This is a genomic window from Sulfurimonas sp. HSL1-2, assembly GCF_039645565.1.
In the GTDB taxonomy this organism is placed as follows: domain Bacteria; phylum Campylobacterota; class Campylobacteria; order Campylobacterales; family Sulfurimonadaceae; genus Thiomicrolovo; species Thiomicrolovo zhangzhouensis.
This window is the reverse complement of record NZ_CP147914.1, coordinates 1,988,609-2,013,636: the sequence shown is the minus strand read 5'-3', so window position 1 is coordinate 2,013,636 and position 25,028 is coordinate 1,988,609. Positions and strand designations below refer to the sequence as shown.

General features: G+C 56.7%; 22 protein-coding genes. 6 read left to right on the top strand and 16 right to left on the bottom strand.

Features of this window, described 5'->3' with window-relative positions; translation table 11 throughout:
- Nucleotides 1-47: 47 nt before the first annotated feature.
- On the top strand, nucleotides 48-1,292 hold the full coding sequence (locus WCX18_RS10315) for a pitrilysin family protein (RefSeq protein ID WP_345987511.1): 1,245 nt from the start codon (nucleotides 48-50) through the stop codon (nucleotides 1,290-1,292).
- Between the two features lie 180 nt (nucleotides 1,293-1,472).
- On the opposite strand, the gene recG is transcribed toward WCX18_RS10315, so the two are convergent.
- Entirely contained in the window at nucleotides 1,473-3,263 is a 1,791-nt protein-coding gene (gene recG, locus WCX18_RS10310) for an ATP-dependent DNA helicase RecG (RefSeq protein WP_345987509.1), read from the bottom strand.
- A gap of 109 nt (nucleotides 3,264-3,372) precedes the next feature.
- Here recG and raiA point away from each other — a divergent pair, with 109 nt between their 5' ends.
- Complete coding sequence (gene raiA / locus WCX18_RS10305; protein ID WP_345987507.1) at nucleotides 3,373-3,909, top strand: ribosome-associated translation inhibitor RaiA; 537 nt, start codon at nucleotides 3,373-3,375, stop codon at nucleotides 3,907-3,909.
- A 45-nt stretch (nucleotides 3,910-3,954) separates the two neighbouring features.
- Here the strand turns inward: raiA and WCX18_RS10300 are convergent, their stop codons facing one another.
- From WCX18_RS10300 to WCX18_RS10260, 9 genes are all read right to left on the bottom strand, one after another.
- Nucleotides 3,955-4,473: a hypothetical protein gene (locus WCX18_RS10300; protein WP_345987506.1), complete on the bottom strand. Its 519-nt coding sequence runs from the start codon at nucleotides 4,471-4,473 to the stop codon at nucleotides 3,955-3,957.
- Nucleotides 4,449-5,279: a type II secretion system protein gene (locus WCX18_RS10295; protein ID WP_345987504.1), complete on the bottom strand. Its 831-nt coding sequence runs from the start codon at nucleotides 5,277-5,279 to the stop codon at nucleotides 4,449-4,451. Before WCX18_RS10295 ends, WCX18_RS10300 begins: the two co-directional genes overlap by 25 nt.
- Nucleotides 5,276-5,950, bottom strand: a complete 675-nt coding sequence (locus WCX18_RS10290; RefSeq protein ID WP_345987502.1) for a hypothetical protein — start codon at nucleotides 5,948-5,950, stop codon at nucleotides 5,276-5,278. Before WCX18_RS10290 ends, WCX18_RS10295 begins: the two co-directional genes overlap by 4 nt.
- 11 nt (nucleotides 5,951-5,961) lie before the next feature.
- A complete protein-coding gene (locus WCX18_RS10285; protein ID WP_345987500.1) occupies nucleotides 5,962-9,300 on the bottom strand; it encodes a hypothetical protein in 3,339 nt (1,112 codons plus the stop codon).
- Between the two features lie 149 nt (nucleotides 9,301-9,449).
- Complete coding sequence (locus WCX18_RS10280) at nucleotides 9,450-10,211, bottom strand: pyrroline-5-carboxylate reductase (RefSeq protein ID WP_345987498.1); 762 nt, start codon at nucleotides 10,209-10,211, stop codon at nucleotides 9,450-9,452.
- Nucleotides 10,212-10,216: 5 nt separating this feature from the next.
- Nucleotides 10,217-10,480, bottom strand: a complete 264-nt coding sequence (locus tag WCX18_RS10275; protein ID WP_345987496.1) for a hypothetical protein — start codon at nucleotides 10,478-10,480, stop codon at nucleotides 10,217-10,219.
- A gap of 52 nt (nucleotides 10,481-10,532) precedes the next feature.
- Nucleotides 10,533-10,781 (bottom strand): GIY-YIG nuclease family protein, encoded by a 249-nt coding sequence (locus WCX18_RS10270; protein WP_345987494.1) that lies wholly within the window; start codon nucleotides 10,779-10,781, stop codon nucleotides 10,533-10,535.
- Nucleotides 10,771-11,802 carry a dipeptide epimerase gene (locus WCX18_RS10265; protein ID WP_345987493.1) on the bottom strand — a complete coding sequence of 344 codons (1,032 nt, stop codon included), beginning with the start codon at nucleotides 11,800-11,802 and terminating at the stop codon, nucleotides 10,771-10,773. The genes WCX18_RS10270 and WCX18_RS10265 overlap by 11 nt, the downstream gene beginning before the upstream one ends.
- Nucleotides 11,799-12,926 (bottom strand): DUF819 family protein, encoded by a 1,128-nt coding sequence (locus tag WCX18_RS10260; RefSeq protein WP_345987492.1) that lies wholly within the window; start codon nucleotides 12,924-12,926, stop codon nucleotides 11,799-11,801. Before WCX18_RS10260 ends, WCX18_RS10265 begins: the two co-directional genes overlap by 4 nt.
- A gap of 57 nt (nucleotides 12,927-12,983) precedes the next feature.
- On the opposite strand from WCX18_RS10260, the gene WCX18_RS10255 reads away from it, so the two are divergent.
- Together WCX18_RS10255 and WCX18_RS10250 are read left to right on the top strand one after the other, a co-directional pair.
- Nucleotides 12,984-13,292 (top strand): hypothetical protein, encoded by a 309-nt coding sequence (locus WCX18_RS10255; RefSeq protein WP_345987491.1) that lies wholly within the window; start codon nucleotides 12,984-12,986, stop codon nucleotides 13,290-13,292.
- Nucleotides 13,293-13,294: 2 nt separating this feature from the next.
- On the top strand, nucleotides 13,295-14,044 hold the full coding sequence (locus tag WCX18_RS10250; RefSeq protein WP_345987490.1) for a 3'-5' exonuclease: 750 nt from the start codon (nucleotides 13,295-13,297) through the stop codon (nucleotides 14,042-14,044).
- Nucleotides 14,045-14,071: 27 nt separating this feature from the next.
- On the opposite strand, the gene WCX18_RS10245 is transcribed toward WCX18_RS10250, so the two are convergent.
- Genes WCX18_RS10245 through WCX18_RS10220 form a run of 6 tightly spaced genes read right to left on the bottom strand, consistent with a single transcriptional unit; the run spans nucleotide 14,072 to nucleotide 22,090 of the window.
- Nucleotides 14,072-14,449 carry a response regulator gene (locus WCX18_RS10245; RefSeq protein WP_345987489.1) on the bottom strand — a complete coding sequence of 126 codons (378 nt, stop codon included), beginning with the start codon at nucleotides 14,447-14,449 and terminating at the stop codon, nucleotides 14,072-14,074.
- 17 nt (nucleotides 14,450-14,466) lie between these two features.
- On the bottom strand, nucleotides 14,467-17,595 hold the full coding sequence (locus tag WCX18_RS10240; protein WP_345987488.1) for an ATP-binding protein: 3,129 nt from the start codon (nucleotides 17,593-17,595) through the stop codon (nucleotides 14,467-14,469).
- A gap of 12 nt (nucleotides 17,596-17,607) precedes the next feature.
- A complete protein-coding gene (locus tag WCX18_RS10235; RefSeq protein WP_345987487.1) occupies nucleotides 17,608-19,362 on the bottom strand; it encodes an Hpt domain-containing protein in 1,755 nt (584 codons plus the stop codon).
- A 15-nt stretch (nucleotides 19,363-19,377) separates the two neighbouring features.
- Nucleotides 19,378-19,797 (bottom strand): PAS domain-containing protein, encoded by a 420-nt coding sequence (locus WCX18_RS10230; protein ID WP_345987486.1) that lies wholly within the window; start codon nucleotides 19,795-19,797, stop codon nucleotides 19,378-19,380.
- A 60-nt stretch (nucleotides 19,798-19,857) separates the two neighbouring features.
- The gene (gene uvrC / locus WCX18_RS10225; protein ID WP_345987485.1) at nucleotides 19,858-21,654 is read right to left on the bottom strand and encodes an excinuclease ABC subunit UvrC; all 1,797 of its coding nucleotides are present in this window, start codon (nucleotides 21,652-21,654) and stop codon (nucleotides 19,858-19,860) included.
- A complete protein-coding gene (locus tag WCX18_RS10220; RefSeq protein ID WP_345987484.1) occupies nucleotides 21,626-22,090 on the bottom strand; it encodes a hypothetical protein in 465 nt (154 codons plus the stop codon). The genes uvrC and WCX18_RS10220 overlap by 29 nt, the downstream gene beginning before the upstream one ends.
- A gap of 89 nt (nucleotides 22,091-22,179) precedes the next feature.
- Between WCX18_RS10220 and nadB the strand changes: the two genes are divergently transcribed.
- Together nadB and nhaD are read left to right on the top strand one after the other, a co-directional pair.
- A complete protein-coding gene (gene nadB / locus WCX18_RS10215) occupies nucleotides 22,180-23,619 on the top strand; it encodes an L-aspartate oxidase (RefSeq protein WP_345987483.1) in 1,440 nt (479 codons plus the stop codon).
- Nucleotides 23,620-23,669: 50 nt separating this feature from the next.
- Nucleotides 23,670-24,977, top strand: a complete 1,308-nt coding sequence (gene nhaD / locus WCX18_RS10210; RefSeq protein WP_345987482.1) for a sodium:proton antiporter NhaD — start codon at nucleotides 23,670-23,672, stop codon at nucleotides 24,975-24,977.
- Nucleotides 24,978-25,028: the final 51 nt, after the last annotated feature.

The window sequence follows — 25,028 nt, the reverse complement described above, 5'->3', positions numbered from 1 at the left end:
GCTTCAAAGCGCTATTAATATTCATTTTTTTGACAGGACAGATTGTAATGGCTGAAACGACGGTGGAACAGGTAGAAGTAAACGGCATCGAGGTGCCGATGATATTTGAGAAGGACCCTCGGCTTCCGATCGTCTCCATGCAGTTGGTCTTCCGCCAGAGCGGTTCCATCGAGGACGGCGCCGATGCGGGCCTGGCGAAGGTGACGGCTTCGATGCTCAACGAAGGGACGCAGAAGCGCGGCGCCGTCGGTTTCGCAGAGGCGCTCGACGCACGGGCCATCCATCTCAGCGTGCATGCCGGGACAGAGACGATGGTCTTTGAAATGGGCTCGCTCAAAGAGGAGTTCGGCGAAGCGGTCGGTCTGCTCGAAGAGCTGCTTACGACGCCCAACCTCAGCAAGGAAGCCCTGCAGAAGGTGAAGACGACTTCCGTCGGTGCGCTCAGCCGCAAAGAGAGCGACTTCGATTATGTCGCCAACCGCGAACTCAAAGCGGCACTTTTTGCCGGAACACCGCTGGCTGCCCCGGCCTCCGGGACGGTTGAGAGCGTCAAGGCGATGGAGCTCAAACAGATCAAATCGTTTGTCAAAGATCATCTCCAGACATCGCGTGCCATCGTGGTGATCGGCGGGGATATTTCCAAGGCGGACGCCGCCGATGCCGCCCGCCGACTGCTGGGCCACCTGCCGAAGGGTTCGCTGGAGAGCCTCGGGTTCTACCCGGCCAGCGCTGCGGCGAAGACGGAGCTGCTTAAGCGCAAAACGGAACAGGCCTATGTCTATTTCGGGGCCCCTTTTGAGATGAAAGTCGGCGATCCCGAGCACTACATCAGCCGCGTGGCGATGTTCATCCTCGGCAGCGGAGGCTTCGGAAGCCGGATGATGGAGGAGATCCGTGTCAAGCGTGGGCTGGCCTACTCTGCATACTGCCGTGCCAATATCGCGCGTTCGAACAGCTACTTCTTCGGTTACCTCCAGACGAAGATCGCTTCGCAGAAAGAGGCGGTCGAAACGGTTCGGGAAGTGATCGAAACGTTTATCGAGAAGGGGGTGACCCAGGAGGAGCTCGACCAGGCAAAACGCTTCCTGCTCGGTTCCGAACCGCTGCGTGTCGAGACACTCTCCCAGCGCCTTTCGCGCACCTTCCTGGAGTACTACAAGGGTGAAGGGATCGGTGCTTCCACCCGCGAACTCGCGCAGATCGAAACGCTCGACCTTGCCACGCTCAATGCCTTTATCAAAAAGCATGGGGAGATCGAGAAGCTTACCTTCGCGATCGTTACGGAAGAGTAAGCAATTTTTTTGTTCCCCTTCTTTTTTGCTTATCCAAAAAAGAAGCCGAACCGGGAAGAAAAAAGGATGACAAGCTGCCGCTTTCGGGGCACTCCATGCCCCGGTGATCCGGCTGACACGCTAACGACCGTTTCGGCTTTGACAGTAGAAGCGGATATTGTCAAGCTGTCTCATCACACATCAGGGCGATAGCGCCGCTTTGACTTCCCGAACAATTCCCTCATCCTCGGCCAGATCGGCCCAGAGGAACTTCTTCCCGCTCTGGATACTCCCTTTGAGAAGATCGCCGCTTTTACGGTATTTGAGGTCCAGCGCGGCGATGTCGAAGCCGTTGTCCGTTTGGCGGAAGGCGTCGAGGCGCTCGCTTTCGTTCAGGTTTGTATAGAGAAAACACCATCCCTTGAGGCCGGTACGGCTGACGCGTCCGCGCAGCTGGTGCAGGGTTGCCAGTCCCAGCCGTTCGGCGCCGACGATGACGACCGTCGTCAGACGCGGAAGGGAGATCCCGACCTCGATGACGGTCGTAGCGAGCAGGATGTCCCCTTGCTCCCTGAAGGTTTCAAGTATGACCTCTTTTTCCCTGTCCTTGCCGTGGGTGACGTAGACGTTTGCAAAATGCTTCTCCCAGTACCCCCGTGCCTCTTCAATGCTCTGGTAGCCGAAGTTCTCGCTCTCTTCGACCAGCGGGTAGACAATGAGCACCTGGTGCGATTGCGCGATTTCCCCACGGATGTGTGACAGCAAAGATGGGAAATCGGGTTTGTGGATGACCGTGGTCGTAATGTCTTTTTTAAAGGGGGTCTTGGTGATGAGGCTGACATCGATATGGGCGGAATCGATCATGGCCTGGGTACGGGGGATGGGCGTGGCGGAGAACTGCAGGTAGTGGGGATGACGGGCGCCGTCGGAGATCAGCTTCTCGAGCCGGTGGCGCTGCGCTGTGCCGAAACGGTGCTGCTCATCCACCATGATGAGGGCCGCTTCGGGCAGGTCGCGGTAGAGCAGGGCATGCGTTCCGATCAGCACATCGGCCTCCTCCAGCGGCAGTTTTTTCGGCGTGGCATTGGTGACGAGCAGAATTTTCTTTTCCGGGAGGAATTTCCGTGCCTCCTCGTAAAGCTGGTTGGCAAGGATCGTTGTCGGGGCCATGAGGACGCTGCGGTACGGCGTGGCCATTTGCATGGCGGCAAGGATCACCATGGTTTTGCCGGCACCGACATCGCCGACGACCATCCGCTTGGCGGCATGGGGCTTTTTAAAATCCGCTTCGATCGCCTCGATGGCCCTCGTCTGTTCATCGGTCAGCAGAAACGGCAGCTGCATGGCCCAGCGGCGCCAATCGTTGTCGAGTTTCTGCAGGACATCGAAGTAACGCCGTTTCCCACGGAGCGAACGCATATAGCTGTAGAGTTCGGCATATTTGAGGGCATAGAGCTCTGCGGGTGTCGGCTCCTTCTGGGGCGCAGTCTGGGGGAAATGGAGCCCCATCAGTGCATCGGCGACACGGGGCGGAAGCCCTTCTTCCAACAGGTTTTCCCGGGTGATGTAGCGCGCTGCAAGACGGGCCATCACGTCAGTCCGCAGCGCCGTTTTGTACTTCGGCGTCAGCGAGCCCGCTTCGGGGATGCGCTGGGGATGGCTCATCTGGCAGCGCCCCTGTCTGCAGTCGATACGGCCGTAGTACAGGGCCCGTTCCCCTTCGACGAAAAAACGAAGCATATAGGGTTTCGGATTGAAAAGGACCCCCTCGATGCGGTGACCGAAATTGTGGACAAACAGGGTGATCGTGACGGTGCGGGGGGTGCGTTGGATGGACTCGACTGTGGCGTCGATGGCCTGCTCGATTCCTTCGGTAAGCCTGGGAGAGAGCCGGCGGTCTTCAAACCGGACCGGGGCGAGAATGGCCAGCTCTGCGGCCGAATAGACTCCGAGTTTTTTGAATTTTTCGATATCGGCCTGTTCAATATGCATGGGGTATTTTAGCGCGTTTGTGCCTATCGGGCTTGAATAATGACATGTTTGCTGTGTTATAATCGTTGCCACGACAAATTACACAGAGGGCCTTGCCCGGAAAGGTTGCATGATGAATATCTCACTGACCGGAAGAGCGATCGAACTGACCGATCCCATCAAAGAGTATTTGCAAAACGCGATTGGATCACTTTCGAAGTTCAACCTGGACATCATTTCGGCGCAGGCAGTCTGCGCCAAACGCAGCATCGGGAAAAAGCAGGGGGTTTCGGTAGAATTCACGATCAACCTGGCCGGCAAGAACACCGTCGTCATCAAGCAGAGCGACGATGACATGTATGCTGCAATCGACATCGCGATCGAACGGGCCCAGAAGGCGTTGCGCCGTATGCATGACAAGATCAATGACCATCACCATGAGGGGATGAACAGCGCCAAAAGCGAATCGGCGGACGTCAAAGCCGCTGCCGAAGCCTTTGAAGACGAAGTCATCCCTGTCGAACTTGACAGCTACAAACCGAGAGAGGTGGCTGATGTCCTCGAGGAGTTGAAAGCGACAGAAAAGCAGTTCGAGATCTTCCTGGACAACGACGGGAAGACGCGGGTCCTCTACAAACGAAACGACGGCCGCTACGGCCTCTACTAATAAACAGACGGCAGGAAGCCGTCTCTTTTTTAAGACTTTCCCGATTTACAGTTTTTGCAGGGTCCGCCGATGGTATTGGATGGGCTCATCAAGACCAATTCCCACGTGATCGCTGACATAGACATCTACCAGCATTGAACCGCCGGTTTCATTCGTATTCAGCTGATTCGCTGTTGCCTGGTTGCCATCGATATAGCCGAAGCAGTTCGCACCGCCACTCGCCGATACGTTCAGCGCGGCAGTCTGATCATTAGACCAGATGTAGCTGATCTGCGTCGTGTATGTCAGCGTCGGGTTATTGGCAGGGAACTGTCCGGTGATGGTTCTGATACAGCCATTGGTTTCACGATCCCTGCCGGAGACGGCCAGCACCGCCTCTTCAGTGGCCGCATAGGTCAGGAGGATGGCCTGCTGATGGATATAGTTGTTGATACTGCGTTGCGTCCCTTCAGCGGTTTCCCCGATCATGCGAAGCAGCAGAAAGCTGATGGCCAGCATCATGAAGACAGCGACGATGAGGACGAATCCTTTTCGTTTTTTTAAAAGACGGTTCGTTCTTTGCATAACGAATACTCTCCTTCCCCACTAAAGTTGTCGTCACCGACGCAGACCTGCAACTTGATGATGTCGCCCACTTTCGTGAAAGTAAACGTCGTAACGTTTTCCATCAGTGTTGACGCGGTACCGGCTGTATAAATTTCCCCGTCCCAGGGTTGATAATCCGTATAGAGCGTCAAGACACGGTTATTCAGTTCGACCGCGAAAGCGCTGTTCGCCAGCTGGTAGAACTCATAGACGTCACGGCCGACGAACGATCCGACGGCAGGGGTGAGTTGTGCTGCCCCGACATTGACAGGATGCATCGTATGGGACTGGTCCGCAAAAGCGGCGGCCTGCCACCCGAATCCTGAGAGCACATCAACATTTGATCCGAGGAAATAGACGGCTGCTGTTCCACCGTTGTAGAAAGCGGAACGTGACGATGTCCGCGGTGATTTCAGGTAGGTCCCATTTGAATCTGTCAGGTCGATGGTCCCACTCCAAAGCGGTGGAAGCGATTGCCAACCGTCATAGTCGATACCGACCCACTCCAAAACGGTTGAACCGGCAGCCGTATTGCTTCCGAGTGGCTGGTAGGAACCGTGGTTGAGCGTACTGGCAATGACGGAGTCCTTGATACGGTTTTGGAGCCGGTTGGCGATCTGGTTGACGGCGGCCTCACTTTGTGCCTGCAGGATATTGGTCCGTTTGCTGTAGACAAAGTTGTTGTAAATCTGCTGCATAATATCAACCCCGAATTTGGCGAGGATGCCCATGATAACGATGACAAAGATAAGCTCCAGCATTGTAAAAGCGCGTTTTTGCATCATTGCATCGTCCTTTTGAAGTAGTCGATTTCACCGATATTGGCAGCGTAGACATAAAGCGTTGCGACATTGCCCCATGATGGTGTGGCTGTCATCGAATCGTTTTGCTGCAGTTCGATTCTAGCCATCTTCATGTTGGTAGCTGTCGCGGAGACCGGTGAAGGAAAGTTGGGGAAATTGTATGTTGCTGAGGCGGTCGTACCGGTGTTATATGCTGTATTCCCGTCTCCGACAAAACTGATGGCGACATTGAGCCTGTAGTCCTTTTTGTAAGCGGAGGAGCTTGTAGGGTCTCCTCCCGTAAGAAAAGTGAGTGCACTCCCCGTCGTCATGTCATTCAGTACGGTTGAGGCTGGGGAGGTCGCAGCAGAGTGGAAACGGCGGTGCGCATTTTCTGCGATGCCCCCGATCCGGAAGATGCTGTTCGTTCTGCTCAGATTTCCGCTGCCGGCAACGTCCAGTATTTTGGAATGTGAAAGCAGGTCACCTGCGTTTTGTGAGTTCGGATCCCATCGGAATGAAAGCAGTTGTGCCGCTTTGGCAGAAACGGCAAAAACCGCTTCGTCGACGATGTTGCCTTCGAGTGATTTGGTATTACGTTCAATCATCCTGGGCACACCGGCAATCGCAATTCCGATCAGAACGATTGCGAAGATGAGTTCGATCATGGTCATGGCGCGACGTACTACCATTGGATTCTCCTATTGGTATTTGTATTCGCATCTGAATCGACAGAGGCACCTGCTGCATCGGTACCGGTTTTGGCGCCGCTTTTATTGTTGAATTCGAGTTCGAACTCGTTGCGGGTCGCATTGGCATTGTATTTGTTATAGATAAGCCAGCTGCTGCTTCCATTGTACGGGTTGACTCGGATCGTTGCCTTGTAAGGATAGCCCTCGTTCCCGTTATAAGTATAGGGGATCAGCGTCATCCCGTTGACATTTGTATAGGTACCGTCGTCGACCAGCGTGCCGACGGCTGGTGCCGTTGTCGTAATGTTGCCGTCGGTCGCCGTGTGCAAGGTATTGATATACCACTTGATGGCATCGCTACTGCGCTGGTTGTCGTTCGTCAAAGCCGACAAGTAGGTACTGATCGGAAGTGAATTGTTGGCATCGATGGAATAGGAGCCCGGCACGTAGTAGTAGAACTCGTAATAGACTTTGACCGGTTTCGTTGCCTCCGTTGAACATGGTGCAGTCCCGGCAACGTCGCAGGGGACGCGGAAGCGCGGCGAGTGGGCACGTCCATAAATAAAGAGGACACGCCCGTCCGCAGTCGCATTGCGATCCCCGCGCGGGTATGCATTGGTATCATAGGTTACACCCGCGACGGCAGGCGGTACCGGCGGAGCTGTCTGCGTATAGTGTGAAACGATACTGACGTTATAGTCCGGCCCGTCGATGATAAACGGGTTGACCGGGGCATTCTTCTGGCGCGGGAAGTTGAAACGCAGCACCTGGGAGAGGTTCGTTTCATCCCATGTAATGCTCTTGGTACCGTTTTCATCCCCGTCTTTCCCGAAGCCGAGCAGGACGCCGTCTGCTGCAGGGTCACCGATTTTTGTGACGTTTGCATCCCCGTGCAGCGTATCGTGGGCAGCCTGGACAAGCCAGACTTTGTTTTCGTAGTATTCGGCACCGTCACGGAAGTTCTGGGTGACACCGCCCACGGCATTCTTGGCAGCGACCAGCGTATCGACACGCGCCGCCATGACATAGGTGGATATATTGGCCTCGTTGAGGTTGGCGAGGTAGGTGAAGCTTCCCGGGAGGCCGTTGTTGTTCGTGACGTTGGTCTCGTTGAAGTCGAAGTGGTGGGGAATATAGGTGACGTTCTGGTCGCCGCAGATATAGGCACCGTCAGGGCTGCAGTCTTCGGAGGTGTTGTCGTCGAGGTTAAGGATATCGACTGAGGCCCATTCATGGTCCTGTACGCCGATGACAACCCTGCCGACATCGTCGAAAGTGACACCGGCTACTTCAGTGGCACCGGTGGCGGGGTAGATCGACAAGCCATCCTGCATATCAAATTCCCAGGTGCTCCATTGCAGCGTACCGTGGAGAAGACCGGCAGTATCAAGCACGCCGGTATTGAGATACATGCTCTGTTGGAGCTCGATATTTCCACCATTGCCCCCACTCTGGTTGTAATCGAGCGTCGCTACAGCACTGTCGTAGTTGAGCGCATAGACGGTCATGTTGTGGTCACTGCCGGAACGGAGCAGATCCGGGTAGTGGGGATCGACGGTACTGATGGCATAGTGGTCCGGGCGGATGGCAAAGGCGTCGGAGGAGCAGGTGTAGGGGATGCCGCCAAGACTGCACTCAAGACAGCCGTACTGCGTGTTGTAGGGTTCGGGGACATTGGCGGCGATGGCACTACTGTTACACGGCTGTCCGTTGGCGATCGCTTCCCAGCAGCGCTCAAACGCCACGTCACCAAAGATTTCCTTATAGCGCTCCGCCGGGGTACTCTCAGCAGAGGTGGATGTCAAACAGGCCGGGATCCCGGTGACGGTACCCGAAGCACTCCCGGAGGTGCTGGAGTTCGGGCAGTCAATATCTGCATCAATGATCAGCTTGCTGAGGTCAAGCGCTTTGTATTTGAAGCGGGCCGCTCTTTTCGCGCGTAAACTGTCCGTATAGGCCATGGTAAACGCGCTGCTTGTCGCCGTGGAATCGCCTGCATGAAAGATGGAGACGACGGGCTCATTACCGCCCGGGACCGTCATCAGCCGAACGGTGTCGGTACAGGTCGCGTCGCTGAGATAGTAGACAACATACATGTCGATGGTTTTATTCGCAGTAATATAACCGCCGTAGGTGTTGTTCGCGTTCATCGTTTCATTGCTGTCTCCGAGGAAGACCGATGTCATCTGGTAGTTCGGTTTATTGGAGACCTTGGTATGGATGACACCTTTATAGGGATCTGTCGCACTGACGACGGCATCGACAATGTCTACCTGGGAGGCGAAATCGTTGATATCGATTGTGCCGCCGCCGGCAGGGCAGGCCGGGAGTTCCCCCTCATAGAGCTCGCCGTTTTTGACGTAGCGGCCGTAAAGAACGATGTCATTGACTGTCCCATCGCTGTAGTAGGTGTCCTGGTCACTGATCGTGACGTTGCTGTCCGGGGCGAGCGTACCGATGGCGTAGCTATAGCCTGCGCCGTATCCCGAGAGTATCGAAAGGGCGGAGGGACCTGAACAACTGACGTCGCCGCCGCAGGTGCCGTCGGTGATCGACGGGCTGTACATTTTGTAGACCGCGACGGTATCAATGGTCGTGTTCATGTCCTTGTTGCGGATGACCTGCGAAGTCAGACAGTTGTGGTTAGTGTTCGGACCGATATCGTAATAGAAGCCGCCGGCCATATCGCATTTGTTGCCGTCACTCTGCACGTCGGAGTAACAGAGGTCCTCCTGCGGGAGCGGATCGGGGAGGACCGGCGTGGAAGTGGTACAGGGCTGGATCTGGCCGTAATAGGTGTCCGCTCCCTTGACGTAGCTTCCGTAGAGGTAATTGGAGGTGAGCAGGCTCGCCGTCACTGTTCCCCGCATGTAGATGCTGTTCTCTTCAAGCGAATTGACCGGTGTGGCGGGATAGAACTGATAGCCGTATGCAAACAGACCGATATTGACGAGGTCCGTGGAGTTCAAATCGATATCGATGTTGCTCTGCTGTCCGCAGCTCCCGGCCGTCCCGAGCGAGAGGGCGGAACCGGAAACGCCGTTGATACCGCAGTCGGAGAGTACGGAAGCGCCGAGCCATGCCGATGTGTCATAGGTAAGGACGACATTCTGAAGCTCGGAAATACTTTGGTTCAGAACAGGGATTTCGATTTCGTTGACCAGGCCTAAATCGATGAGGCCCAGCAGGTTCAGACAGAGCAACCCGTTACAGCTTGCGGGCCTTGTACAGAGATCATTCGCATTGCTGTAAATGGCTGCTTCGGAGTGGGAGAGGAAAACCCCTCCCACCAAAAAGCTCTGCAGAAAGATGATGGATAAAAACCGTTTCATAAACTACTCCTCTCCTTCACAATATCGGGGATTTCGGTAGACAGTATTGATGCATAATATCTATATTACTGCCGCTCGACTAAATGTAGTCTTAAATAAAAACCACAATATTTAATAGCTATTGATTGCTGTTAATTAATAACGAGACACTAACTTTTTTGGGTTATTTTATAAGCTTTTTCGATAGCATCGATGCACCCGTGACGTACCCCGGCCGCTTCCAGGGCACTGTACCCCGCTGCCGTTGTACCGCCGGGACTCATGACGCCGTCTTTGAGCAGGGCAGGGTGTTCGTTTTGAATCAGTTCGCCGAAACCGCCGAAGAGGCCACGCATCACGGTCATGGCATCGTCACGTCTGAGCCCCTGTTTTACGGCACCATCGGCGAGGGCTTCGGCAATGAGGGCGAGGTAAGCGGGGCCGCTGCCCGCGAGCGCCGTGGCGATATCGAGCTCTTTTTCGCTGCCGAGCCAGAGCGTTGTACCGATGGCGTTAAAAAGGGAGATCGCCTCGGCTTCGAGGTGGCGGTCTCCGGTGAGCGTCGTCATGGAACGGCCGACCGTTGCGGCAAGGTTGGGCATCGCACGGACGGTACCTGCAGCGGCGATATGGCTTTTGAGGGTTTCGACTTTCGTCCCGGCAAGGACGGAGTAAAGGGCTTCCGCCTTTCCCTGCAGTTTCGTGCCGACTTCGGCGATATTGGCCGGTTTGACGCACAGCAGAATGGTCTTGCCGGTGATGTCGAAGTCGTTGAGCAGATGCTTGGTGACGTCGGTGCCGACGGCAGCTTCGAAGATATCGAGCTTCTCCAGGTTCCGCCCGACAACCTCGATGAGGTAGCTGTTCTTGAGGGTCTTCGCCATAGAGGTGGCCATATTGCCGTTGCCGATAAAGGTGATGGTCTTTTTCATACCTTCTACTCCTCTTCTTCTTCGCGCATCATATCGATCTCGTCGATGATGGCGCGGCACTCTTCCTCGTCGAGCTCACCGTTTTTCACTTCGTCGAGCAGCAGGGCGAACTCTTTTTTCAGCTCCTGCAGTTCGGCGAGCTGCGTTTTGTCGTCTTCCGTCGCATTTTTCGTTTCGGCGATCTTCTCATAGAGGTCGTCGATGAAGGATTCGATCTCGGGGATCACGTCGTTTTCCAACAGGTCGATAAGGTCTTCGGCTTCGGTCATAAGAGCCCTTTGCATGATGTTTGTAAAACTATAACATAGGGCGGCTTGAAGCCTAGTCGCATCCGATCAGGGCCTCTTTGGTGGCCCGCGTCATCTGTTTGATGGCATATTCGCGTTTTTGGGCGCTGCTGCGGTCGGGATGCATTTCAGAGTAGACGAGGACGACCGGGCGCCGGGCACGGGTATAACGGGCACCTTTTGAGGAGTGGTTGTGCTCATGGAGGCGCTTTTCCGTATCGACGGCGATTCCCGTATAGTAGGTGCCGTCACTGCAGCGGACGATGTAGACACTATAGCACATAGCGGTTTCCATCGACGGTAAAAGGGAGGTTAGCAGGGAGGGTGCGGTAGAGCAGGGGGCTGTCGAGATCGATCCAGGCGAAACGGTCGGGGTAGGCGGCGGCGAGGTGAAGGGCGGCGGTGATGGAAACGGGCCCTTCGAGCATGGAGCCGAGCATGCACTGTATACCGTAACTCCGGCAGACGTCAAGGATGCCAAGTGCGCCGGAGAGCCCGCCGCACTTCATCAGCTTGATATTGATGAGGTTTGCCGCACCCTTGTCGAGCACGCACCGGGCGTCTTCGGCATCGAAGACCGCTTCGTCGGCCAGGATCGGGAAAGGGGAGTGCTCCGTGATCTGGCGGAGCGCGTCGAGATCGGCCGCGGGTACGGGCTGCTCGATCAGGGCGAGGGGCAGATCGGCGCAGGCATCGATGAAGGCGAGGCTCTCTTCCAGGCTCCAGGCCTGGTTGGCGTCGACGAGTAGCTGTGCGTCGGGGAGGGCCTCGGAAATCTCCCTGATACGTAGTGCGTCCAAGCCGTCCCCGCCGCCGACCTTGACCTTGAGAATGTCGTACCCGTTGCGGAAGAGTTCGGCGGCTTTGGTCCGCATGACGTCTGGTGCCCCAAGGCTGACGGTCACGGCCGTGGTGACGGGAGCGGCCTTTCGCGCACCGAGGTAGCGGTAGAGCGGCAGGCTTTTCTTCTGCGCAGCCAGGGAGTAGAGTGCCATGTCCGCCGCGGCTTTGGCACTGCTGTTGCCCGGCAGGGAAGCTGCGACAGCATGAAGCAGCGTTTCGAATTCAAAGGGACGGCCGAGCAGAAAGGGCAGGATATGGTGCTGCAGGGCTGCTTCGATACTCTCAAGCGTTTCGCCGGTGATCGCCTTGGTCGCGGGGGCGCTGCCGTAGGCGGTATGGCCGCTGTCTGTCTGCAGCGCAAGGACGACGAAGGAGACGTCATCGACGCGCCGCAGGGCCGTGACAAAGGGGGTGGCCAGGGGGAGCGATTCCCGGTAAACCCGGGCGCCGGTAATGGTCATGCCGCTACACTCCGCAGGCCCGTCGCGATGGTGAGGCCGACGAGGGTGCCGATGAGGTACCCCATGATGGCCATGATGACAGCGGGACCGATGAGCATCCGGTTATAGGCGGCAGCAAGAATGGGGGCAGAGGCGACTCCGCCGATATTGGCCAGCGAAGCCACCCCGATACTGAACAGCGAGAGCCTGAAGATCCGGGCGAGCAGGAGCATGATGAGGGCATGCAGGAGCAGAATGGTTGCGCCTGCGGCAAGGTACAAGGGGACATCGGCAAAGCCATGCAGCTTGGCATGGGAGCCGATCAGGGCGATTAGGACGTAGAGGAGAAAGGAGGCCAGCGTACTGCTGCCTCCCAGACGCCGCATCGGGGTAAAGCTGCCGGCAACACCGGCAAGGGTGGCGAGCAGAACGCTCCAGGTGCTTTCGGGCAGGATGGGCAGCATCGGCGCTGCCGTTCTGACCGCGGAAGCGATAAGGAGTGAAGCGGCCAGAAGCAGCAAAAACATACGCAGGCTTCCCCGGGGCTCCGACGGGCCGGCCAAGGCGATCCCGATGTTCTCCGCGCGGCTCCATCGGTCGAAACGGCGGGCGAAAGGGACGGCCAGCAGCAGGGCGCTGACCCAGAGGGTATAGAGCAGCGAGTCGATGACGAGAGCGGGGCCGAGCTGGCTTTCGGAGATCTCCAGGGCCGCAGCGACGGCGAGCATATTGGCCGTTCCGCCGGTCCAGCTGCCGCCGAGTGCCCCGAAGACGCCGGCAGCCTCCGGTCCGAAACCAAAAAGCGCAAAGACGGCAAAGAAGGCTCCGGTAATGGAGAGGACGGCACCGCCATAGGCAAGCAGAAGGGGTTTGCCGAGCGTCGAGAACGCCCGCAGGTCGAGCTGCAGCAGCATGGTGAAGAGCATCATCGGCAGGAGCCAGGATTTCACCTGCACGTACGCCGCAGTTTGCGCGGTATTCTGCGCAAAGAGGCCGCTTTGAGACAGTGTGATGCCGAGCAGGTAGATCAGGACAATGGCGGGCAGCCAGGTAAAGAGTTTGAGGGGAGTACGCATTTCGATCCACCAGAGGCCGCCGCCGAGTGCGATGACAATGCCGAGGTATCCGAAGACGCTTGTAATCATGGAGATATTGTAGACACTTTTTGGTTAGTTACGGGTTTGCTATGGCACAATGACAGGATGTTTTATTCGCTCCAGTTCTCTTTTTGGTACCTCTTTTTCGGGACGATTCTCACCTACCTTGTCTGGGGCTTTATCGTATCGTTCGAAGTCAACCTGGCCATGGGCGGATCGAAGATCGCCCAAAAATGGATCCGGGCACACCATACCTACAAGCAGCTCTATTACGAAGTCAAAATCTTCTACCCGATCATCTATACGGGCTATTTTTTTCTGGAGCTGTTGCCGCATCTTCTTTGGAAGGCGCCCAGGGCGGTCTTTGACATGGAACGGCTGTTTCAAGAACTTTTTGACGGGGAGGAACGTTAGGCATGGCAAAATTCGTATTGCTGGACACGGAAACGACGGGGGCGGGAGAAACGGACCGCATTATCCAGCTGGGCTTCATAGTCCTGGAAGCGGGGCAGCAGACGGAGGTCTATAATGACTTCTGCTCCACGGATGTGCCGATCGCGTATGGCGCGATGGAGGTGCACAACATTACCCCGGAGATGATCGAAGGCAAACCGCTCTGCACCGAGACTGAGGCCTACCGGGCACTTATGGCCCTCAACAATGATGGGAATTACCTGGTGATCCACAATGCACCCTTTGACCTGGGGATGTTGGAGAAGGAAGGGTTTGTCAACGGGATGAAGCTCATCGACACCCTGCGCTGCGCGCGGCATGTTTTCGAAGATGAGGAGGCACACCGGCTGCAGTATTTCCGTTACAAGATGGGACTCTACAAAGAGGAGGCGGCGGAGGCACAGAAGCTCGGCGTCGAGATCAAGGCGCATGACGCCATCGGCGACGTCCTGACGCTCAAACTCTTTTTAAGCCGCCTGCGCGCACGTGTCCAGGAGCGTTTCCCCGGAGAGAACCCTGTGGAAAAGATGGTTTCCCTGACCCTGGAACCCGTCTTTTACAAGGGACCGATGCGATTCGGCAAGTACAAGGGCAAAACGCTCTTTGAAATTGCGGCGGATGATCGCGGCTACCTGCAGTGGATGGTGGAGAAGATGGAGAGTCTCGACGACGATATGCGTTATTCGATCAACAGGGTATTGTCGGGAGTGTAAGGGGGAATTGCGGGGAGGCCCGGCCGATCAGAGGATCAGCTGGGAGATCTTTGCGCTCAGTTCTTTTTCACGCACCGGTTTCATGAGGAAACCGTTCGCACCGGCTTCAAGGGCCTCGGCTTTTTTCGTTTCATCCGTTGTCAGGACGATGACCGGGGGCTGTCTGAGGTTCTCGTCGGCGCGCAGGACGCGGAGCATGTCCAGGCCGCCCATGACCGGCATGATGATGTCAAGCAGTACGACGTCGATGTCCGGCGTATTTTTAAGCTCACCGATGGCATCGGCACCGTTTTTGGCTTCGATGACTTCAGCGACATAACCCGTTTTCATCAGCATGGACTTCAGCAGTTTCAGGTTGATGAGGTCGTCGTCTACGGCAAGTACTTTCAGTTGTTTGTTCGGCATTCAGTTTCCTTTAGAGTTTATACGTATTTTTCAAAGATCAGACGCAGCAGGTCTTTGTTGATGACATTTTTGATGACGTCGTTGACGTGCTTGCGGGTCGCCTCGTCGGGTTCGACACCCGGATCGACCATCATGACGGTCGCGGTTTTGTGCGCTTTGTTCCCCAGGGTGGTCTGCAGCATTTCCAGATCCAGTCCTTCGATCTCCTGGTCGAACAGCACGAGTTTGTAGGCTTTGTCCTCGAGGGCCTCGATCATGTTGCGGCTGCCGCTGACACTGTCATAGCTGAAGCCGAGATCGGAGAGAAGCTGACCGAAGAGTTTGTTCTCCAGCACCCCTTTTTTCACCAGCAGGATGTCGGCGTTATAGGTGATCTCCGGTACAGCTTCAGTCGCCGATTCCTCTACGACTGCCGTTTCGACAGTTGCTGTTTCTTCCACAGTCTCTGCTTCGGCTGACGCCGCGCTCCGTGCATCGACGATCTTGTCACCGATGAACTGGCTGAGAAGGTTGAGAATCTCGGTACGCACCAGCGGTTTGGTCGTATATTCGTCCATACCGACATCCATAAAGCGTTCGCGGTCCCCTTTGAGCGCATTGGCCGTCAGGGCGATGATCGGTACGTGCGGCTGGTTCTCATCCTCTTCGTAGTCGAGGATCTCCATGGTCGCTTCCATTCCGTCGAGTACCGGCATCTGGATGTCCATGAAGATCAGGTCGAAGTCGCCGTTTTTGCGTTTTTCAAAGGCCTCGAGGCCGTTGTTCGCGATGGTGATCTCCAGACCGAGCTCCTCGAGGGTACGGCGGATCAGTTTCTGGTTGATGATATTGTCTTCCGCGACAAGGACTTTGGCGTTGAAGCGGCTGTCGGCGCTGACTTTTTTACGCTTCTTCTGCGCTTTTTTGACGACGTAATCTTCGGCATCGAAGGACTCGAGCACGTTCTGCAGCTTGGTGGCGTTGAGCGGTTCGTACAGGACCTTGAAGAGGTCGAGCTCCATGCTCTCGATCTTCTTCATGTAGTAGGACTTCGTCACGAGGACCGTTGCTTCCGGCGTTGCGCTGACTTTTTGCAGAACCTCTTCGTCGCAGTAGTCGAAATCGGCGATCAGGATGTCGTAGCTCCCCTTTTCCTGGAGCGCTTGCAGTTCGCGCAGGTCGTTGAAGGTGGTATGCTTGACCCCGTAGTAGCTGAGGTACTCGAGCAGGTATTCCGTCTGTGCTTTCTGGCGCGTCTCATCGTTCATGATGAGCGCGTTGATGTTGGTGAAGCTGTGACGGAGCGACTCGTTGAGGGTTTCGATCTCTTCGAGTTCGAGGACGAAGAAGAAGGTCGTGCCGTGTCCCGGTTCGCTCTCGAGGTCGAGCTTGCCGCCCATCAGTTCGATAAAGCTGCTGGAGATTGTCAGACCAAGGCCGGTACCGCCGTATTTACGCGTAATGGAGGTGTCCGCCTGGCCGAAGGCTTCGAAGATGCGGGCTTTCTGCTCGGCGGTAACGCCGATTCCGCTGTCTTTGACTTCAAAGCGGACACGGGCACGGTTCGGCGTATCGCACGCTTCGCGGCGGACGTTGACGTTGATCGCCCCGCCGCTGTTGGTGAACTTGACGGCGTTGGAGAGAAGGTTGATAAGAACCTCTTTGATCTTGGTCGGGTCCCCTTTGAGCGGGCGTTCCAGGCTCGGGTCGATGAAACAGCCGAGGTCGATGTGTTTTTCGGAAGCGCGGACGGCATAGACTTCGACGGCGCTTTCGAACTCTTCGAGCGGGTTGAAGGCGATCTCTTCGATCTCGAGCTTGTTGCTTTCGATCTTGGAGAGGTCGAGGATGTTGTTGATAATTTCCAGCAGGTTCTCGGAACTCTTCTCGATAATGTCGATGAATTCGCGCTGTTCTTCCTGAAGGTCGGTATCTTTGAGGAGCTCGGTAAAGCCGACGATCCCGTTGAGCGGCGTACGGATCTCATGCGACATATTCGCCAGGAACATTGATTTCGCTTCGCTAGCCTCCTGTGCGGAGACCTTATCCATACGGGTCTGTTCGATGACGCTTTCAAGCAGGGCGTAGGCCTGTGCCGTACCCTTTGCCGTTTCAAGGTTGATATCGGAGCTTTCGGTCTCGATACCTTCTGCCGCCCGTTTGAGGACCGATTCGAGGTCCTTGATGTTGCGGGCGATATCGTTGGCGAGGAAGTAGCCCAGCAGTGCAATGATGATCGCGATCGCCCAGATGACGACGGCGGCCGTAAGGATTTCGAGCGCCTGGGTCTGGACGATGGCCGCCCGTTTGTCCATGGCTGTGATCAGGACGTTTTCGGCTTCGGAGAGCAGGTTGGTCTTTTCCGAGAGCATCGCAAACCAGACACCGGACTGCGTGGAGTAGAGCCCGTCGTTGATCGCCTGGATGATTTCGGCGCGTTCGGCGGTAATGTCCTCGAACAGCTCGGTATTGTCTTCCCCTTTGAACAGGGCATCCATAGCGGCCTTGAGATCGGCATCGAGGGCGGTATCGTAGCTGATGGCGTCAGCCCGGCCGATCAGCGAGAGCCAGCGGTTGACCTCTTCGGTCTCCAGCGCTGTGGAGCGGGCGAGAATGAAAGAGATGAAGTCGCGTTCGGAAGCGGTATAGAACTCGGCCTGGAGGAGGTTGAAGTAGGCGGAAGCACTGGAAGAGAGCGCCTTGTCATCGGAGATCTGGGTAATGTGACCGAGAATCTCGAGGATGTTATTCAGCAGTACCCCGTACGCCTCAGCATAGACGGCTTCAAATTCCGCACTGCCGGTATCGACGGCGTTGCGGACCTCTTCGATGGTGTTGGCCGTGTTTTTGAGCGTTGTAGCGTCCTGGGCGTTCAGAGTGCTGCTAAGCTGCGCCAGCGACTGGTCGACGATGTCGCGCTGGGAGAGCAGCGATTTTTTGGTCGCTTCGGAGTGGTTACCCATGTACATAACCGTCATCCCGCGTTCGCGGGAAATGTTGGTGAACAATCCGTTGAGGTATTTATTCTCGGCCAACTTCGTCTGCAGGACTTCCGCAGACTGGTAGTCCTTGAACGAGGTATAAACGTAGAAACTGGCCAGGCTCAGCAGGAGGAGGATCGGCAAAAGGCTGATCAGACGCAGCTGGCTTTTAAGTCCCAAATTCATATAGCTTCCTTTTTAGAGTTGATTCAAAAGTGAATAAAAGTGTTCCGCTTCCCGCTTCAGTGCCGGAAGCTGCTCGTGACGCAGCAGCTTGGTCAGGCTTCGGGAGACGTCTTCGATACGAAGGTTATCCGAAAGACCTTTGAATTCAAAGGCCGCGGCGCGCACTTTTTTCAGATCGCCGTCATCGATGGCCTGCAGGATCTCGCCTTTTTTCTTTTTGGCGTCATCGATGAAATCTTCCACAAGGCTCTTGACGAACGATTCGCTAAGCCCGATCTCGGCGGCAGCCCGCGGGAGGTCGTAATGGAGCTCGCTCTCTTCGGAGCCGGACATCAGTGCAGTGTCTTTTGCGCTGTCACCGCTGACCTGCTTATAGTGTTCATGCTCTTCTGCATCGTCGATCAGGTGCTGTTCCGTTTCGGGGATGACATCGAGAGTGAAGGGCTCGACATCCTCGACGGGTTCGCGGGGCTCCTCTTCAATCGCCGGGGCGTTTTCGTCCTTGATCGGCGGCAGTTCGATCTCGTCGTCCATCAGGCTGCCCAGTTCCAGCGAAGCTGGTTCCTCTTCGACGGTCGGCGCTGCAGGTTCTTCCTTCGCAGCAGGGAGCTCCTCGGGTGCGGATGTGCCCAGCAGGTCGCCGAAGTCATAGAGGTCGTCTTCCTCCTCTTCCGCCGGCAGGGAGAGCGCAGGTGCGGCGGCTTCCGGTTCGACCGGTTCGCTTTCCGGCGGGGTGGCGGCCATCATTTCCGGAAGCGGTTTGCCCTCCATCTTGGCAATGATCAGGTAGAACTGCTTCAGGTTGGCCTCGATCTCGACCTGGTCGCGCGACGTGTTGACGATGCTCAGGACTTCGAAGGCGTCTTCGATACGGAGGTTGGCGGCGACCCCTTTGAGTTTGTGCGAGAGAAGGTGGACTTCGTCGAAATCCTCTTCATGGTTGGCATTGAAAAGGCCCGCTTTGAACTCATGCGCCTGCTGGATGAAGTCGCCGATGAACTCTTCGATCAGTTCGACGGGCAGACCGAGTTCGTCAGCCGCTACATGAGGATCGAAAAGATAATCACTGTCCGTCTGAAGGTTGTCCAGGTAGGCCTGCTCTTCCTGGTTGATATAGTCGCCGAGCATCGGGCGTTCGGTTTTTGCCGGGGCGGTTTCCGGTTCAAAACTTTCGGGCAGCTCGAAATCCTCTTCGAAGGTGAACGGTTCCGGTTCGATATCCGGCCCGAAGCTTTCGGGTTCGATATCTTCGAGGCCGCTCAATGAACCGTCAAGGTTGAGGTCGGGCAGGTCGATGGCCGGCAGCTCTTTGAACTCGAACTCCTCCTCGGCGGGTGCGCCAGGTGCGGCCGGTGTTTCCGCTTTCGGAGTCTCGAACGGGATGTCCGGCAGTGCGGAAGGCGCGGTGCTTGCCGGACGTTCAAACGGTTCGATCGTTCCGCTGAGGGTCTTGATCTGCTTGAGCTGTACGACGTACCCCTCGTTGTCGGGGGCATCCGTCATGAAAATCGGCGAAAGGCTCAGCGAACAGGAGAACTGGACTTTGTCGTTCTGGATGATGGCACGGGTGTCTTCGGCATCGGCATGGAGGACGAAATCGATCCAGGGGAAGTTCTGGAAGTTGTGGATATACCCCGGTTTTTTGACGAACATTTCGGCGACGTCGTTATGTTCCGCCAGGAATTCGGACAGGGTTTTGTATCCAAGATGATGCAGCGTTTCGTCGTCGATGCCCACCAGTTTTTTGTTGTGGTTGTAGATTAGCACAATGCCTCCTTCACGTTATGATTCTGCTTCTTCGCTGCGCAGGCGCTCGTACAGCGCCTCGGCCTCTTCGATGGCCGTTTCGCTGGCCCCTTTGCGCGCTGCGGCATATTTGGTGATCGCCCCGGTCTCGTCCTGGATCGGGGTGATGGTCGTTTCGACCCAGTAGTAGCGTCCGTCTTTGCGCAGGTTTTTGACGAGACCGCTCCAAACATTCCCCTGTTTGATCGTATTCCACATGGTTTCAAATGCTTTTTTCGGCATATCCGGGTGACGGATGATATTGTGCGGCTGTCCGATCAGCTCCTCTTTGGTGTAACCGGAAATTTCACAGAACTTCCGGTTCGCAAAGGTAATGATCCCATTCAGATCGGTTTCACTGACGATCGCACGGCCTTCGAATTTAAACTCTTCATCTATCGGTTCTACTACCTGCATAGTCGGCCTTGTTTTAATTTGTGTCTGGATAAATATAGCATATTAACCGCAAAATGCAACTTATCGATAACTATTTTTGATTATTTTTGCATCGGCAATGTTGAGGAGTGCGGCGAGTTCCTCCTCCGGTGCAGCATAAACGGCTTCAAAGGTGCCGTAGTGGTTGAGAAGTTTTTTGATTTTGGCTTCTGAAATCCCCTTGAGCTGCAGCAGATTGGAGCTTTTTGCTTCTTTTTCCCGTTGCTTTTTGTGAAAGGTGATAGCAAAGCGGTGGGCCTCGTCCCGCAGCCGCTGCACCCAGTGCAGACGGGGGTCGGAGGTTGGCAGCCTCAGCGTCTCTTCTGAGGTATGAACGAGGTCGGCTGCCTTGCCCTTTGCACGGTGTGCCTTGGCGTCGATTTTTTCCTTGCTGACGGCAATGACGTCGAGGTTGACCCCGGCCGAGGCGAGGAGGTCCGTTGCCAGCAGCAGGAGGGTCCTGCCCCCGTCGATGATCCAGAGGTCCGGCGGCGGGTTTGACCCGAAACTCTCGATGCGACGTGTCAGCATTTCGCGCATCTGGGCGTACTCGTCCCGGGCATTGAGGTTGTAGTGGCGGTAGGCTTTTTTGAGGAACGTTCCCTTTTCGGCCACGATCATCGCACCGACGGGGGCGACGCCGGCGAGGTGGGAGTTGTCAAAGACCTCGACGCGTTCGGGGAAACTGGTGAGTCCGTAAAGCGCCTGCACGGCTTCGGCCGTCGCTTCGGCCCCCGTATGCCGCTGCTTCTTAAGCAGCTCTTCGGCGTTCAGCCGTGCCGTATCGATGACCTTGCGCTTTTCGCCGCGCTGGGGGGCGTGGATCTCCACCTTCCGCCCGAGGTGTTTCGAGAGCGCCGACGCGACCCAGTCGCGGGTTTCGAAATCGTCCGCGACGAGAATGGGGGCGACGATGGGAGGCTGGTCGTGGACGTAGAACTCCAGCAGGGTACGCTCATACAGCTCGCCGGGGTCAAAGAGGGCGCCCGTACGGATCGTATCGAAGGCGGAGGAAACGATCTTGCCGCGGCGCATGAAAAGCCGGACGATGGCGGCGTATCGGTCGTTGTGGGCCACCGCGAAGATGTCGTAGTCCGCCGCGTTGGCCAGGTCGATCTTGGAGAGCTGTTCGCTGCGTTCGATACGGTCGATGCGGTCACGCAGTTTGGCCGCCTCTTCGAAGCGCAGCGCTTCGGCGTAAAAGGCCATCCGTGCCTCGAGGCGGGTGAGCAGTTTCCGTTTCGAGTCGATAAGGCTTTTGGCCTCGTCGATGAGTTCGGCATAGGCTTCGGGCGTCACCAGCCCCTCGCAGGGGCCGAGACACTGCTTCATCTGGTAGAAGAGGCAGGTCTTTCCCCCGGCGAGGCAGCTCTGCTTCTGGACCAGCGGTACGAGGTCGTAGAGGGAGTCGAGGATGTCCCGCGCCCCGACGGAGTAGGGGCCGAAATATTCGATCCGGCTGCCGGTGACGACTTTGCGCGTGATCTCGAAACGGGGGAAGGGGAGCGCACGGTTGATGTAGATGTAGGGGTAGGTTTTGTCGTCACGCAGCAGGATGTTGTATTTGGGTTTGAGTTGCTTGATCAGGGAGTTTTCCAGGATCAGCGCGTCGTGTTCGCTTTCGACGACGATATAGTTCAGCGAGACCGTTTCGCCGAGCATCTTCCGGATGCGGGGGGAGAGGGTCGGGTTGGGCGCGAGCATGGGGGTGAAGCGGAAATAGCTTTTGACCCGTTTCTTCAGGCTCTTGGCCTTGCCGACATAGAGCAGATGGCCGCCGGCGTCGTAGTAGTGGTAGACGCCGGGGCGGTCAGGCAGGTTCTGAATCTGTTCGAGCATGGACGTGTTCTCTGATCCGTTCGATAAGGCGGTGCAGTTCGGGATGGTGCGTATCGTTTGCGAATGCCCCCTCGGAGCGTTCGGTATAGTGGGCCTCGCTCTGGCGCAGGAGCCCTGTATCCTCAGCGCCTGCGGGCTGGATACGGTGGGTGACGAAGGCCCGGATGTCCTCCGGGGGGCACTCCCGGCACTCCGGCGGGGTGTACTGTTTTAAAGGGGCTTTAATCGAGGCAATGATATTATCGAACTCCTGTTTGGCGCCCGGATGGCTGAGCACAAAATAGAGTATATTGTTGTGAAAATAGCCGTACCGTACCAGCCGCTGCAGATGCGGGGGAAAAAGCCCCTGGATGCGGCGGATGCACTCAAAGCGCGCCAATTTTGAAAACGACGGCTTTTGCCGCAGCGAAGCGAGAATATGCGAAGCATTTTTCATATGATGATTATAGCGGTTTGCCTGTTAAGCCTTACTGGATGCGGCTACAAGGGCGACCCCTACTACGAAGCCCCGCAAAAGGTGCGCTGATGCAGTATGACATTCTGATCATCGGTGCCGGGGTCGCCGGACTCTATGCCGCGCTGAACATTCCCACCGATAAAAAAGTACTCCTCATCAACAAGACCCGCCCCTGGGAATGCAATACCTATTACGCCCAGGGCGGGGTAACGACGGCACGCAACGATGCCGATATCCCGATTCACATCAACGACACCCTCGAAGCCGGGGCGGGGATGTGTAACGTTGAAGCCGTCCGCGTACTGAGCGAAACGTCGCAGGAAGTCGTCAGGGATCTGATGGCGCGCGGCTTCAAATTCGATACCGCCGAGGACGGCCGTCTGCTCTACACCAAGGAGGCTGCGCACTCCGCCGACCGCATTCTGCACGCGGGCGGTGATGCGACGGGGCGGCACCTGCACCACTTCCTGCTGATGAACAATCCTCACCCCATGCTGGCCAACGCCACCGTCATCGATTTCCTGATCGAAGAGGGGAAGATCTGCGGGGTCGAAGTCGTCTACAAGGGCGAACGCAAGGTGATCCTCGCGCACCAGGTGATCCTCGCCAGCGGCGGGGTGGGATCGCTCTACCGCTTTCATACGAACGCCTACAGCATCAGCGGCGATATCCAGGGGATCTGCGCCGAAAAGGGGATCGCGCTCGAAAACATGGAGATGATGCAGTTCCACCCGACGGTCTACCTCGGCAACCAATCGGTGCAGAAACAGCTGCTCAGCGAGGCCCTGCGGGGTGAAGGTGCGCAGGTCGAGGACGAAGACGGGTACCGTTTCCTCTTCGACTACGACCCTCGGGGCGAACTCGCACCACGGGACATCGTCAGCCGGGCGCTGTTCGACTACCGCCGCAAAACGAAAAAGCAGATATACCTCTCCTTCCGGGAGTTCGATCCGGCCTATTTCCACAAGCGCTTCCCGAATATCAGCGCAAACCTGCGGGATATGGGTTTCGACATCCCCAAAGACCGGGTGCCGATCTCCCCGGCGTTTCACTACGCCATCGGCGGGATCAAGACGGACCTCGACGGCCATGTCGAGGGCGTCAAAGGTCTCTACGCCATCGGCGAGGCGGCATCGACGGGCGTGCACGGCGCCAACCGGCTGGCGAGCAATTCGCTGCTGGAGGGACTGGTCTTCGCCAAACGTGCGACCGCGGCGCTGCTGAATGAGCCCGGCACCCGCTGCTCTACGCACTTTGAAACGGGGGACGACCCCCTGTTCGTCGAGGGGGACAAAGAGAAAAAGGAGCAGCTGCGCCGTATAATGTGGAAACACGTTTCCATTGTCCGGACAACAGAAGGGCTCCAGGAAGCACTGGCCGAAATCGATGCCATGCTCGCTTCCCCGATCGGCCGGATGCTTCGGTTGCGCCTGATGACGGCGCACGAGATCGTCCGCGCGGCACTGGCCAGGGAAGAATCGGTCGGGGTCCATTACCGCGAAAACTGAGTTTATGACACCGTCGGAGGTGTAGGATATATTTCAATTGGGAGTTTTATATGCATGATACCATGCTTGATCTGACCTCGACATGGGTCGGGATCGCTGTACTGGCCGTCTTTGTCATTGGCTATTATTTTATTGCAACGGAAGAAAAATATGAGTTGAACAAGGCCAAGCCGGCGCTGTTCATCGGGACGTTCTCGTTTATGCTGATCGGGATCTACTATGCGCTCAACGGGCTCTCCCCGGATCCGCTGCATGACGAGATGCGCACCCTGATCGAGGAGATCGCGGAGATCTTCTTCTTCCTGTTCGTAGCGATGACCTTCATTGAGACCCTGATCGAACGCGGGGTCTTCGACGTGCTGAAATACAAGCTGGTCTCCAAGGGCTACAGCTACAAGAAACTGTTCTGGCTGACGGGCCTGCTGGCGTTCTTCATCTCCCCGGTGGCCGACAACCTGACGACGGCGCTGATCCTCTCGACGGTCCTCTTTACGATCGACCGCGACAACCACAAGTTCCTGGTGCCGGGAGCGATCAACATTGTCGTGGCGGCCAACGCCGGCGGTGCCTGGAGCCCCTTCGGCGATATTACGACGCTCATGGCGTGGACGGCGCAGAAGGGCGAGTTTGTGGACTTCCTCTTCCTCTTCGTCCCCTCCATCGGGGGCTGGGTTCTGACGGCGTGGCTGCTCGCCCGTTTCGTGCCTGCGGGTGCACCGGCGTTTGATGCCAGTACGGAAGCGGCACCGCAGATGCGCGACGGCGGGATGACCGTCGTCTACCTCGGCGCTGCCACGATCGTCATCGCGGTTCTCGGGCACCAGTTTTTCCACTTCCCGGCGATGTGGGGTATGGTCTTCGGTCTGGCGCTCCTGAAGCTCTACTCTTTCCGCCTTACCAAGCAGAAGCGGGATTCGTTTGACATCTTCGTCAACATGGAGAAGATCGAGAACGATACGCTGCTCTTCTTCTTCGGGATCCTCTCCGCCGTCGGTGCGCTGCACTATGTCGGGTTCCTCAACTACATTCACGACCTCTACGGCGTGATCGGTGCGACGGCGTCGAATATCGGTGTAGGGTTCCTCTCGGCGATCGTCGACAACGTGCCGGTGATGAGTGCGATCCTCAAAGCGAGCCCGGAGATGGGGCTGGACCAGTGGATGCTCGTGACGATGACGGCGGGAATCGGCGGGAGCCTGATCAGCTTCGGTTCCGCCGCCGGTGTCGGCGTTATGGGGCGTTTGCGCGGGATTTATACCTTCGGCTCGCACATGAAATACGCTTGGACGATTCTGGCCGGGTATCTCCTCTCTCTGGCGCTTTGGTACGTCCAGTTCGAGATCCTCGGGCTGTACTGAGCCGCTTTTCGGCACTGCCTCCCGGGGCGGATCACCCCTCCGGCGTACTGC